The organism is Dyella sp. OK004, from assembly GCF_900114495.1.
In the GTDB taxonomy this organism is placed as follows: Bacteria; Pseudomonadota; Gammaproteobacteria; order Xanthomonadales; family Rhodanobacteraceae; genus Dyella_D.
This window is the reverse complement of record NZ_FOZI01000002.1, coordinates 691,078-704,179: the sequence shown is the minus strand read 5'-3', so window position 1 is coordinate 704,179 and position 13,102 is coordinate 691,078. Positions and strand designations below refer to the sequence as shown.

The following is a 13,102-nucleotide window of genomic DNA, read 5'->3' as shown; positions in this document are numbered from 1 at the left end:
TATACGAGGCCGCCGTGTGTCCAGTGTTGAGGTATGGCGCAACGTCAGATGGACTGCATCAGCAGGCGCCGTCTCAGACCGTCGATGCTTCCGGGTTGGCAACATTTTGGGGCAGGTTCTCGTGTGGTGCGGGATGATGCCCGCCTCCATGCCCATCCCACTGCTCCACCGGAATCGGCTCATACCCCGGCCCGAACGCCACCTCGCCAAGCTTCCACCCGGCGGGCCGCCGCACGGCACCCCAGAAGCGCTTGAACGCCGCCCAGTGCAAACCGACAAGGCCGTGATTGTTATCTGCGTCGACGGTGGGATCCCCCACGCCCGTAGGCCGCGGCGCCATGCCGTATAGAGACGTCCCGAACAACACATCCCACACCGACAACACCTGTCCGAAGTTGCAGTTGTGCAAGCCGGGGCGCTCCGGATCGACCAGCATGTGGTGCAGACGATGGAATTTGGGATCGACGAATACGCGGCTAAATACGGGGCCGAAGCCGATGCGCACATTCGCGTGCGAGAAGTTCTGCACCAGCTCACCTAGCAGTACCAGCCAGGCGAACTGGTCGGGCTCCACGCCCATCACGATGCCGACGGTAGCCAGCACCATCGATTGCAGGAAGCCGTCGATCAGACTGCCGCGGTCGTTGGTCCAGCAGCTCATCTGGCGTGTGCTGTGATGCATGCTGTGCAGCGCCCACCACCAGGGCAGGGCGTGCTGCAGGCGGTGCATCCAGTAGTACACGAAGTCGTAGATGACGTAGTAGCAGAAGAACAGCAGCCATGGATGCTGCTTGAGCGCGGGCAGCCAGTGGGTGATCGCCAACGGCGACACGCTGGCGTCGCTGGGGCCGGTGTCGGGGCCGCCGAAATAGTTCGCGACTGGGGTGAGCACCAGGAAGCTGAAGACCGGGAAGATGCCGACCAGCATCATCAGCGTGTACTGGAAATCGACGCGGGTAAGTTTGCGGTCGGTCCATTTCTCCGCCGGCACCAGACTTTCCAGCGGACGGAAGATTAGGCCGATGATGCACAACTGCAGGGCGGCAATCAGCAGCGATTCGGCGATGTCTTTCGGGTTGCCGGCCAGCCCTTCGAGATGCAGGAACTGCAGAACGGGAAGCACGCCGTGGCTGGAGAACCAGCTGACCAAATGGGACCACAGTTCGGACATCTTCAACACCTAGCAAGGGGACTGACGCGGCCTGCAGGCGAAAGTGTGGGGAACGACCGGCAGGCGCTCTACAGAACCGAGGAGTTTAGGATACCGCCCGTCAGGGGTGAGGTCCAAACCGGCAGGATTTTGCGCCGCTCGGTCTTTCGCTCAGCTGCCGCGCAGGCGCACGTTGAGTTCGTCCAGGCGCTGCGGCGTGCCCACATCGGTCCAGGCGCCCCGGTGAAGACTGCCGTTCATGGCGTTGCGATGTATGGCGGCCGTCAAAAGTGGACGCAGCTTGAAGCAGGGTTTGGACGCCGTGCCGGCGAAGTCGCCGACGACTTCGCGCCAGTTCTCGAGCAGCTCTCTCCTGAACACGCCGAGGCCGCTAAACGTCAGTCGCGGCTCTCCTTGTTCGTGAAGCGCGCCTTCGGCATCGAGATGGAAGTCGCCGGTTGGGTGATGCGCCGGGTTGTCGACCATCATCAAGTGCGCAAGGCCAGCCGGCTCGGTGGGCAGCGTGCCGAAGTCGGCGTCGGTCCAGATGTCGCCGCTCACCGCAATAAAGGGCTCCGGTCCCAGCAATGGCAACGCATTGAGAATGCCGCCACCCGTTTCCAGCGGCGTCGGTCCCTCATAGGCGTAGCGGATGCGCAAACCCCAGCGCGAACCATCTCCCAGCACCTCGGGAAATTGTTCGGCGAGATGCGATGTGTTGATCACTACATAGTGCACGCCGAGCGCCGCCAGTTTTTCCAGATGCCACACGATCAGCGGTTTGCCGCCGGCTTCCAGCAGCGGCTTGGGCGTGTGGTTGGTCAGGGGGCGCATGCGTTCGCCCAAACCGGCGGCGAAGATCAGGGCGTGCCTCATGCCGTGGTCACCCGGGTCAGGTCTCGGCCTCGCGCGTGGCGTTCAAGCAGCGCGACGAAATCGGCCAGCGCTGGATAACTGCGCGCCACCGACACCACGTACTCGTAAATGCGCGGCACGTCGGCCAGATAGCCGGGTTTGCCGTCGCGATACCACAATCGGTAAAACTGCCCCAGCACGCGGGTGTGGCGATGCAGTCCGGTCAGGTCGAACCAGCGCAGAAAGCGTGTTCGGTCCACTTCGGCAGTGATCAGGCCGGCATCCCGCAGGCGCAACCGGTAGGACTCGGCCCAGGCTTCCACTTTTTCGCGCGGCCAGGCGATATAGCCGTCGCGCAGCAGCGAGGCGAGGTCATAGCTGATCGGCCCGGACAGTGCGCCCTGGAAATCGATGACACCCGGATTGTTGTCCGGCACGATCAGCAGGTTGCGGCTGTGGAAATCGCGATGCACGAAACAGCGCGGCTGTTCCAGCGCGTTCTGGATGATCAGCTCGAAGGCCGCAGTCAGCACGGCTTGTTCATTGCGATCGGGTGTATGGCCAAGGTGCCGCCCCAGGAACCACTCCGGCATCACTTCCAGGCCACGGCTGAGCACGTCACGATCGAACGGCGGCAGCTCGCTGTGATCCATATGCAACTGCATGCGCAGCAGCGCATCCATCGCATCGCCATAAAGGGCGTCGACGTTATCGGCATGCAGTTCGGACAGGTACAGCCGCGTACCCAGGTCTTCGATGAGCAGAAAACCCTGTGTCATATCCGTGGCGCGCACGGCGGGCACATGCAGGCCGGCGACAGCCAGGCGTTCGCCGATGGCCAGCCATGGCTTCGGATCCTCCAGCGCCGGCGGCGAATCCATCACGATCCAGCTGGTGCCGTCGAGTTGCGTACGCCAATAGCTGCGAAAACTGGCATCGGCCGAAGCCGGTTCCAGTGTGAGGTCGGGGGCGGCGAGAACGGAGCGTGCCCAGGCGAGGCGGGCGTCGGCGCGGTCGGTGCTGAGGGTCATGGCAGCTGAAGATTTGTGATGCGATCAGCTTAGCCGGAACTGGGGCGCGATGCGCTGCCGGGAGCTGACCGCCTCCTGTAATCTGCACCGCTTGTCACGGCGGGGGGGGTATGAGCGAATTCATGGAAAGCACGGCAACACGCATCGGCATCATCGGCCTGGGTTACGTTGGCCTGCCGCTCGCTGTGGAATTTGGCAAGCATTTCGATACGGTCGGCTTCGATATCAATGCGGCGCGCGTGGCCGAGCTGGAAGGCGGTAGTGATCACACGCTGGAAACCTCGGCTGAGCAGCTGCGTGCCGCCACGCGGTTGCGTTATGCGCACCAGCTCGAGGGCCTGCGCGATTGCAACGTCTACATCGTCACCGTGCCGACGCCGATCGATGAGGCGCAGCGACCGGACCTCAAGCCGCTGCAGTCCGCCTGCCGCATGCTGTCCGGTCTGCTCAAGCGCGACGATGTGGTGGTGTTCGAGTCCACCGTGTATCCGGGCACCACCGAAGAAGTCTGCGTGCCCTTGCTGGAGCAGGGTTCGGGGCTGGTCTTCAATACCGATTTTTTCTGCGGCTACAGTCCCGAACGCATCAATCCCGGCGATCACGCGCGCCGCGTCACTGACATCACCAAGCTCACCTCTGGCTCCACACCGGAAGTGGCGGAGAAGGTGGACGCGCTATACCGCACCATCATCCGTGCGGGCACGCATAAGACGTCGTCGATCCGTGTGGCAGAGTCCGCCAAGGTCATCGAGAACGTGCAGCGCGACGTCAATATCGCGCTGGTCAACGAGCTGGCACTGATCTTCCACCGGCTCGGCATCGATACCGAGGAAGTGCTGGCCGCGGCTGGCACCAAGTGGAACTTCCTGCCATTCCGTCCAGGCCTGGTTGGCGGACATTGCATCAGCGTGGATCCGTACTACCTCACGCACAAGGCCGAGGTCACTGGTTATCACCCGGAGCTGATCCTCACTGCCCGTCGCATCAATAGCCGCATGGGTAGCTACGTAGCTGATCGCGTGATCCGCCTGATGAGTGAGCGGCGTCTGCATATTGTCGATGCGCGTGTGCTGGTGCTGGGCTTCGCGTTCAAGGAGAACTGTCCGGATCTGCGCAATACGCGGGTGGTGGACATTGTGCGTGAGCTTGAGTTGTCGCATGCGCAGGTGGATGTGTTTGATCCGTGGATTGATGCGCAGGAGGCGCGGGTTGAGTATCGGGTGGATACGATCGGGGAGCTTACCGAGGGGGCGTATGACGCCATCATTCTGGCGGTGGCGCATCGGGAGTTTCGGGAATGGGGGGCGGAGCGGATTCGTGCGCTTGGCAAGCCGGGGGCGGTGATTTTTGATGTGAAGGCGGTGTTGCCGGTGGGGGCGGTGGATGGGCGGCTGTAGCCGTTCTCTCTGTCTCTTCGAGAGAGAATTTGGTTCTTGCAATGTGCTCGCCTACTTCGTCATTCCGGCGTAGGCCGGAATCCAGGGCGTTATCGCTTCGATTGTCGCGTTGTCGCGACCTGGCTCGCCTGCCGCGGGCTTCCGAACCGCTGCCGCGGTCCGGGTCACTTTCTCTTTGCTGGCCCAAAGAGAAAGTAACCAAAGAGAAATGGCCTGAAGAGCAGGCGGTGGGCTTTGTAGCTACGCCTCTTCCAGTGTCAGGCGTCGAGATGGTTTTCTTCGAGACTGGATCGTCTAGCCATCACCGCCGCGCCGAGCTTTTGCTCCCTCCCCTGCTTGCAGGGGAGGGTTGGGGAGGGGTTGGGTGCTCGGGATGGCGCTGCTATTTCGAAGGCGCTGGTCCGCCTGTGTCTGCTCCAACGCACACACTCAACAAGCAAATGAAATTGTCTAACAACGCAGCCCTCGTCTAGAGTGCCGCGCATGTCTTCCCACCAACCCTTGCTGACTCGCCTTCGCCGCCGTTTGTCTGGTGCGGGCTGGCTGTTTGCGTTGTTGATGGTGCTGAAGCTGGCGATGGGCACGGCTTGTCTTGCGGCTGACGGCGGGCAGGTCGATGCAGCAGATGGCGCGAGGACGGTGCTTGTCGAGCCCGGGAAGGCGGTTGCTCAGGATGACGGTGCTGCATCGTGTTGGCATGATGGCGCGGGTGGCTGTCATTGCAATTGCACTCACGCGACGCCGTTGATGAGCGACGCGCTGATGACGTGGCCGGCGCTGCAGCCGGCGCATGCTTTTATCGCCATGCAATCGCGGGTGCAGTCGCTACCTGCGCTGAGTCCGTTGAGGCCTCCGATCGCCTGATCCATCCGAGATGGTCGCGCACGCTTTCGGCGTGTGCGTGGAGGGTATTCAGGAGTTTCTGTCATGCGTTTTTTGTTGCGGGCACCTTGGGGTGTCCTGTGTGCGCTTGCGTGCGCCAGTCTTGGGGCTGGGCCTGCGTTGGCGCAATCTGCCGTCGGTACGGCGGCTCCTGTGAATCAATACGCGCCGGTGGAAATCGGGCGCGCCATTCGCGAGCTGTGGACGTTGAGTCCCGAGGTGCGCGCGGCTCGCGCGGAATTGGAAGTGGCCGGCGCGCGGGCACGTGCCGCCGGGCAGCCGCTCTATAACCCGGAGCTGGCGTTGTCTGCGGAAAATGCGGATGTGGACCGGCGCACCGTCGGCGTCAGCCTTGGGCTGGATCTCTCGGGCAAGCGCACGGCTCGCCGCGCGGTGGGCGAGGCGGGTGTGGTCGCTGCGCGCGCTGGTTATGACCAGATGCGTCGCGATATCGCTGCGCGTTGGCTGAAGGCCTGGTTCGCCGCACGGCTGGCCGTGCGTGAGACCGAGCTTGGCCGGCGGCGTGTCGAGCTGATGCAGCGTTTCGCCGAGTTGGCGGAACGCCGCTTGAAAGTCGGCGACATCAGCATCACCGAGCGCGATCTGGCGGCGCTCGCGCTGAGCGAGGCACAAGCGCAGCAAGCCGCACTGCTCGGACGTGCGGCAGGTGCGCAGGCAACGCTGGCGGCCTTGGGTGGTCCGGCGGATATGCCCGACTCACTGACGTTGCGCAGTTTGCCGGCGATAGTCGGTGAACAGCCCGCAGCATCGGATCAGTTGCCCGAGATGCGCCAGGCGCAGGCGCGTGTCGAGAGTGCCGACGCGGGTATCCGCGTGGCTCAGCGGCAGCGCGTGCCCGATCCGGTGATCGCATTGACTGGCGGTCGCGTGCGTACCGGCCCTGGCGCAGGTATGAATCAGAACGTGATCGGCTTGAACCTCACCGTGCCTCTGCCGGTGCGCAACAGCTATCGCGCGGAGGTTGACTCGGCCCGCGCCGAAGCGGACGCGGCGCTGGCTGGTCTCGATGCGCAGCGGTTGGCCGTGCGGGCGCGACATCGCGAAAGCGAGCTGCGCTATGCCGCGTTGCGCGACGCCAGTGCGGCCTTCAGCGGCAGCCGCGCGGCCGCTTTCGACGAGCGTACTGCCTTGCTGGAGCGCCTATGGCAGGCCGGCGAGATCGGCACCTCCGATTACCTCGTGCAGCTCAAGCAGAGCGTCGATACCGCGCTCTCCGGCATCGCGCTGGAGAACGAGACCTGGCAAGCCTGGATCGATCACCTCAGTGCCGCAGGCCGATTGGTCGCCTGGATCGACGCCGACGACAAGGATTCTTCTCGATGAACAAGATGATTTTCAGCACCGCATCGCTGTGGCTTGCGCTCGCCGCCACATCCGGTACGGCCATTGCCGATGCACAGAGCGCAGAGGGCGCGCTTACCCTCGATGCCGCGGCGATCAAGGCGGAAGGCATCGTCACCGCACCGGCGGCGGTGCGCCGATTGCAGGGCGAGATCAAGGCGCCGGGCGAAGTGAAGGCGAATGGCTATGCCACCGTGCTGGTATCGCCACGCGTGCCGGCACAGGTGGTGAAGCGCCAGGCGCGGCTTGGCGACAGCGTGAAGGCTGGCGCACCGCTGGTAGCGCTATCCAGCGTGGAGGTGGCCGAAGCACAGGGCGCACTGATTGTTGGCGAGCGTGAATGGCAGCGCGTGAGTTCGCTGGGGCCACAAGCCGTATCCGAGCGTCGCTACACCGAGGTAAAAGTGCAGCGAGACCAGGCTAGGGCGCGCCTGCGCGCCTATGGTTTGAGCGATGGTCAGGTCACCGCTTTGCTGCGCGGCGGCTCGTCGCGTGCGGATGGAACCTTTGAGTTGTTGGCGCCCACAGATGGCCGCATCACCACCGACGAATTCATGCTCGGCGAACGTATCGAGCCTGGCCGCACACTGTTCACACTGGTCGACGAAGACAGCGTGTGGGTGCAGGCCCAGCTGTCGCCGGCGGATGCCGTGCGCGTGCTGCGTGGCAGTGCCGCGCGTATCGAGGCGCATGGTCAGACGATCAGCGGCAAGGTCGTCCAGCTGCCGCACCAGGCTAGCGAGCAGACGCGCACGGTGCCGGTACGCATCGAAGCGAGCAATCGCGACGATCTGCTGCACAACGGCGAGTTCGTCGATACCTTCATTGCCGCGGGCGAAGGACGCGATGCGCTGGCAGTACCGGACGAGGCGGTGTTGCTGATGCAGAACCAGCCTACCGTGTTCGTCGCCGTGGGCCAGGGTCGCTTCGATCCAGTGCCGGTAGCCACGGGCGACAGCCAGGGCGGCTGGACAGTGATACGCGATGGACTCAGGCCGGGCGCGGCCGTGGTGGTGAAGGGGGCTTTCGCGCTCAAGGCACGGCTATTGAAGTCGCAGATTGGCGGGGATGGGCACTGACATGTTGACCCGACTCGTCGAACTCTCGCTGCGCTACAAGCTGCTGGTGATCATCCTGTTCGTGGTGATCGGTTTTCTCGGTTGGCGCGCGATGCGCCAGGTGCCCATCGATGCCTTCCCCGATGTCACGCCGGTACAGGTCAACGTCTATACCGAATCGGCTGGGCTCGCCGCGGAAGACGTGGAGCAATTGCTTACCACACCAGTGGAATCGGCTCTGGCCGGCCTGCCGAAGGTGCAGGAGATCCGTTCGGTCAGCCTGTTCGGCCTCTCCTATGTATCGGTCTATTTCGAAGACGATATGGATATCTACTTCGCCCGTCAGCTCGTCAACGAGCGCCTGCAACAGGTGGGCGACCGTCTGCCGGCCGGCTACGGCAAACCGGAAATGGGGCCGAACACCTCCGGCCTCGGCCAGGTGTTCTGGTACACGGTGGAGCGCGCGGACGGGGCGCTGAAGAAACCCGATGACATGGACCTGCGCACGCTGCAGGACTGGACCGTGCGCCTGATCCTACGTACGGCGCCGGGCGTGGACGATGTGGTGTCCTGGGGCGGCGGCGAACGGCAATATCAGGTGCGCATCGATCCGAATCGCCTGATCGCACACGGTCTTGGTTTCCGCGATGTCATGGCGGCGCTGGAAGCCAACAATGCGCAGGTCGGCGGCAACTACGTCGACGTGGGGCGCGAGCAGTACCTGGTGCGTGGACTGGGGCTGGTCCGCAATGCGGAGGACATCGGCAACATCGTGCTCAAGAGCACGGACGGCACGCCGGTCTATGTGCGCGATGTCGCGACGGTGACGCAGGCACCGGCGCCACGCTTTGGTGCAGTCACTCGCGACGGTAAGGAAGTAGTGATGGGGCAGGCGCTCGCGCGTATCGGCGAAAACGCGAAGAATGTGGTCGATGCCGTCAACGCGCGCCTCGACACGGTACGACGGGCCTTGCCGCCAGGCGTCGAGATCAAGCCGGTGTACGAACGCACCGAGCTGGTGAACAAGGCCGTGGGCACGGCAGTGCGCGCCTTGGTCGAAGGCTCGCTGCTGGTGGCGCTGGTGCTGTTCCTGTTCCTGGGCGAGTTCCGCAGCGCGGTGGTGGTGATCGTGGCATTGCCGTTGGCGATGCTGATGGCTTTCATCGGCATGGAGAAGGCCGGGCTTTCTGCCAACCTGATGTCGCTGGCCGGCCTGGCGATCGGCATCGGCATGATGGTGGATGGTGCGGTGGTGATGGTGGAGAACGCCTTCCGCATCATGGCCGAGCAGCGTGCGCACGGCGGCGAGGTGGACCGCACGGCGGCTGTGCTGACGGCCGCGCGCGAGGTCGCCAATCCGATCACCTTCGCCATCGCCATCATCGTCGTGGTGTTCCTGCCGTTGTTCAGCCTGCAGGGGCTGGAAGGCAAGATGTTCAAGCCGATGGCATTCAATATCAGCTTCGCCATGGTGGGTTCGCTGCTGCTGGCATTGACGCTGATTCCGGTGCTGGCAGCGTTGTTGCTGAAGCCGAAGGAAGAAAAGGACACCTGGCTGGTGGCATGGCTCAAGCGGACGTATGTGCCGCTGCTTGGATGGGCCTTGAAGCATCGCCGCGGTGTACTTGCCGGCGCGTGCGTTGCCTTGCTCGGCAGCCTCGCCTTGTTCCCGCTGCTCGGCAAGGAATTCATGCCCAACCTGCGCGAAGGCGCCATCATGTGGCGCGTCACCTCGATTCCTTCCGCTTCGCTGGATGAGTCCATCGCGATCTCCAACAAGATCGCGGCCTTGTTCAAGCGCGACTTTCCCGAAGTCGATACCACGCTATCGATGATCGGCCGCGCGGAGAAAGGCGAGACGGCCGACGTGAACTATATGGAGATCTATACCCCACTCAAACCCAAGGAAAACTGGCGTGCTGGTGTGAGTTTGGAAAGCTTGGAGCGCGATATGCAGGAGGCGCTTGAAAAAGAACTACCCACTGCCGTGGTCGGCTTTACCCAGCCGATCCAGATGCGCATCGAGGAGCTGGTCTCTGGCGTGCGAGCCACCCTAGCGCTCAAGCTTTATGGCGACGATCTGGGACAGCTGGACCGGCTCAGCGCTCAAGTCAAGAATGTTCTTTCCAATGTGCCTGGCGTCGCCGATCTTGCGCTGGAGGCAAACCTTGGCAAGCCGCAGATCCGCATTCACGTGGACCGCGAGGCTCTGGCCCGTTATGGCTTGAATGCGGAAGACGTGTTGACCGTGGTGAAAAACGGCATCGGCGGCGAAGCGGTGAGTAGCCTGATCGACGGCGTGCGCCGCTTCGACATCACTGCGCGGCTCGACGATGCTTCGAAAGCGTCCATCGCCGCGATCCGGCAGATTCCGCTGCGTTCCGTCAACGGCAGCATCGTGCCGCTGGAGAAAGTGGCCGAAGTCAGCACGGCCGAGGGTTATTCCTTTGTGCGTCGCGAGCAGTTGCAGCGGTATGCGGTGATCCAGATGGACGTGCGCGGGCGCGACATCGATGGTTTCGTAAAGGAGGCCAACGCAGCCATTGCGCAACAGATAAAGCTGCCGGCGGGCTACTGGACGGAGTGGGGCGGCGCGTTCGAGAACCAGCAGCGTGCACTGGGGCGGCTGGCGCTGATCGTGCCGGCAACGATTTTCTTTATCTTCATCCTGCTCTATACCGCATTCAATTCGATGCGATATGCCGCGTTGATCCTAGCCAATGTGCCGTTTGCGACGATCGGCGGACTGCTGGCGCTGGCGATCACGGGGCAGTACTTGTCGGTGCCATCGGCGATCGGGTTTATCGCGGTGTTTGGCGTGGCGATGCTCAACGGGATTGTGTTGGTGAGTTTCCTCAACGAGCTGCGCGGCAAGGGAATGGCGGTGCGCGAGGCGGTGGTGCGGGGGACGGCGTTGCGGTTGCGGCCGGTGTTGATGACGGCGAGCGTGGCGATTCTTGGTCTGGTACCGATGTTGTTGTCGAGTGGGGTGGGGGCGGAGACGCAGCGGCCGTTGGCGACGGTGGTGGTGGGTGGGTTGTTGACGTCTACGTTGCTGACGTTGGTGTTGTTGCCGGTGTTGTATGACTGGATGGAGGGACGGGGGCGTCGTTCTTGACTGAAGGCTGCGGCGTAGCCTTTTGGCCCCTCTCCCCTATGGGGAGAGGGTTGGGGTGAGGGGTGGGTGCTCGGCTCAACGCCCCTACTTCGTCACCCTGGCGCAGGCCGGGGTCCAGTAGTGAAGCGCTTCGATGGTCGCGTCTGCGTGCCCTGGCTCGCCTGCCGCGGGCTTCCGAACCGCTGCCGCGGTCCGGGTCACTTTCTCTTTGCTGGCCCCAAGAGAAAGTAACCAAAGAGAAATGGCCTAAGAGCAGGCGGTGTGCTGCGTAGCTGCGCTTTTTCCAGTGTCAGGCGTCGGGATGGTTTTCTTCGGGACCTGATCATCCATTCCTCACGGTGACCCGTTACGGGCTCGCTTCGCATCGCAGAAAAAAGAAAAGCCCGCAAGCATTGCTTGCGGGCTTTTTTTCTTTCTGTGGTTTTGTTTTTACGACAGGTTGTAAGCCTTCTCTTCGTGCAGGGAGATGTCGAGGCCGACCTGTTCCTGTTCGTCGTCAACGCGCAAACCAATGGTCCAGTCGATCAACTTGAGCAAAACAAAGCTCAGTACGGCGCTCCATGCGATGGTGAAGCCGACGCCTTTGGCCTGGATCCACAGTTGTCCCCACAACGAGGTGACGGTGCCGAAGCCGCCGAGGGTGGGGGCGGCGAGTGGGCCGGTGAGGAGGCCGCCGATGATGCCGGCGATGGCGTGGACGCCGAAGACGTCCAGGGAGTCGTCGTAGCCGAGTTTGTGTTTGAGTTTGGTGGCGCTGAAGAAGCACACCACGCCGGCGATGAAGCCGAGTACCAGTGAGCCGCCGGGGCCGGCGGTGCCTGCCGCGGGGGTGACGGCGACGAGGCCGGCGACGGCGCCGGAGACGATGCCGAGGACGCTAGGGCGGCCGTGGGTGATCCATTCGGCGACGAGCCAGCCCAGTGCGGCGGCGGCGGTGGCGATCTGGGTGACCAGCATGGCCATGCCAGCGCTGCCGTTGGCGGCGGCGGCGGAGCCGGCGTTGAAGCCGAACCAGCCTAGCCACAGCAGGCTGGCGCCGACGACGGTGTAGCCGAGGTTGTGCGGTGGCATCGGAGTGTGTGGATAGCCGCGGCGCTTGCCGATCACCAGGCAGGCGATGAGACCCGCGATACCGGCGTTGATGTGTACAACGGTGCCACCGGCGAAATCGAGCACACCAAGATCGCCGAGCAGTGAGCCGGGGCCGCTCCACACCATGTGCGCCACGGGCAGGTAGACAAAGGTGAGCCACAGGCCGCTGAACCACAGCATCGCGCTGAACTTCATGCGTTCGGCGTAGGCACCGACGATGAGGGCGGGGGTGATGATCGCGAAGGTCATCTGGAACATCACGAACACCGCTTCCGGCACGGTCTGGTAGCGCGAATCCGGCTTGAGCCCGGCCAGCATCGCGCGATCGAGGCCGCCGATGATGGAGTGCAGGTTGACGACGCCGGCTTGCATGCCCTCGCTACTGAAGGCGAGCGAGTAGCCGTAGACGATCCACAGCACGGTGACCATCGCGGTGATGGCGAAGCACTGCATCAACACCGAGAGCAGGTTCTTCGCGCGCACCATGCCGCCGTAGAACAGTGCCAGGCCCGGGATCGTCATCAGCAACACCAGCATGGTGGCGGTGAGCATCCACGCGGTATCGCCGCTATCGATATGTGTCGGTGCAGGCGCCGATTGCGCCCATGCCGGCAGCGCCAGCAAGGTACCCATGACAGCCAGCACGATCAGGCCGCTGCGGAGCCCCGTTCCCTGTTTCTCAAAGCGCATCGGTGTCGACCTCCATGGTGCGGATACGGATGGCCTGTTCCAGTTCGCTCACGAAGATCTTGCCGTCGCCGATCTTGCCGGTGCGTGCCGAGGCACTGATGGCCTCGATGGCGTGCTCGAGCTGTTCGTCGGCTACCGCCACTTCCACTTTCAGCTTGGGCAGGAAATCCACCACGTACTCGGCGCCGCGATACAGCTCGGTGTGGCCGTGCTGACGGCCGAAGCCTTTCACCTCGGTGACGGTCATGCCGGTGATGCCCGCCTCGGACAACGCCTGCCGCACGTCATCCAGGGTGAAGGGTTTGATGATCGCGGTGATCCATTTCATCCAGCGCTCCCCAGGTGGTTGATATGTCGCAATGCAGCACATTGCGTGCCAGCCAAGCGCCCGCGGCGGGTTTAATAAAATCAGCAGCTTGCCCCTGATCCTGGATGCATAAAGCGCCAACATGGTGCCATGGACGCAG

10 protein-coding genes are annotated in these 13,102 nt (G+C 63.3%); 5 read left to right on the top strand and 5 right to left on the bottom strand.

What is annotated here, in order from left to right; genetic code table 11:
• Positions 1–73: 73 nt before the first annotated feature.
• The 3 genes from BM338_RS09870 to BM338_RS09860 form a co-directional block, all read right to left on the bottom strand.
• Positions 74–1,171 carry a sterol desaturase family protein gene (locus BM338_RS09870; RefSeq protein ID WP_090450709.1) on the bottom strand — a complete coding sequence of 366 codons (1,098 nt, stop codon included), beginning with the start codon at positions 1,169–1,171 and terminating at the stop codon, positions 74–76.
• Between the two features lie 150 nt (positions 1,172–1,321).
• Complete coding sequence (gene murU, locus BM338_RS09865; RefSeq protein WP_090450708.1) at positions 1,322–2,026, bottom strand: N-acetylmuramate alpha-1-phosphate uridylyltransferase MurU; 705 nt, start codon at positions 2,024–2,026, stop codon at positions 1,322–1,324.
• Positions 2,023–3,036, bottom strand: a complete 1,014-nt coding sequence (locus BM338_RS09860) for an aminoglycoside phosphotransferase family protein (RefSeq protein ID WP_090450707.1) — start codon at positions 3,034–3,036, stop codon at positions 2,023–2,025. The genes murU and BM338_RS09860 overlap by 4 nt, the downstream gene beginning before the upstream one ends.
• Before the next feature lie 110 nt (positions 3,037–3,146).
• Between BM338_RS09860 and BM338_RS09855 the strand changes: the two genes are divergently transcribed.
• The 5 genes from BM338_RS09855 (at position 3,147) to BM338_RS09835 (ending at position 10,853) form a co-directional block, all read left to right on the top strand.
• Entirely contained in the window at positions 3,147–4,433 is a 1,287-nt protein-coding gene (locus BM338_RS09855) for a nucleotide sugar dehydrogenase (RefSeq protein ID WP_255367249.1), read from the top strand.
• A 483-nt stretch (positions 4,434–4,916) separates the two neighbouring features.
• Positions 4,917–5,297, top strand: a complete 381-nt coding sequence (locus BM338_RS09850) for a hypothetical protein (protein WP_090450706.1) — start codon at positions 4,917–4,919, stop codon at positions 5,295–5,297.
• A 171-nt stretch (positions 5,298–5,468) separates the two neighbouring features.
• Complete coding sequence (locus tag BM338_RS09845; protein ID WP_255367248.1) at positions 5,469–6,659, top strand: TolC family protein; 1,191 nt, start codon at positions 5,469–5,471, stop codon at positions 6,657–6,659.
• Complete coding sequence (locus tag BM338_RS09840) at positions 6,656–7,756, top strand: efflux RND transporter periplasmic adaptor subunit (protein WP_090450704.1); 1,101 nt, start codon at positions 6,656–6,658, stop codon at positions 7,754–7,756. The genes BM338_RS09845 and BM338_RS09840 overlap by 4 nt, the downstream gene beginning before the upstream one ends.
• Position 7,757: 1 nt before the next feature.
• Entirely contained in the window at positions 7,758–10,853 is a 3,096-nt protein-coding gene (locus tag BM338_RS09835; protein WP_090451237.1) for an efflux RND transporter permease subunit, read from the top strand.
• Between the two features lie 429 nt (positions 10,854–11,282).
• On the opposite strand, the gene BM338_RS09830 is transcribed toward BM338_RS09835, so the two are convergent.
• Positions 11,283–12,635: an ammonium transporter gene (locus BM338_RS09830; RefSeq protein ID WP_090450703.1), complete on the bottom strand. Its 1,353-nt coding sequence runs from the start codon at positions 12,633–12,635 to the stop codon at positions 11,283–11,285.
• Positions 12,625–12,963, bottom strand: coding sequence for a P-II family nitrogen regulator (locus BM338_RS09825; protein ID WP_090450702.1), 339 nt, complete (start codon positions 12,961–12,963; stop codon positions 12,625–12,627). The genes BM338_RS09830 and BM338_RS09825 overlap by 11 nt, the downstream gene beginning before the upstream one ends.
• Positions 12,964–13,102 lie beyond the last annotated feature (139 nt).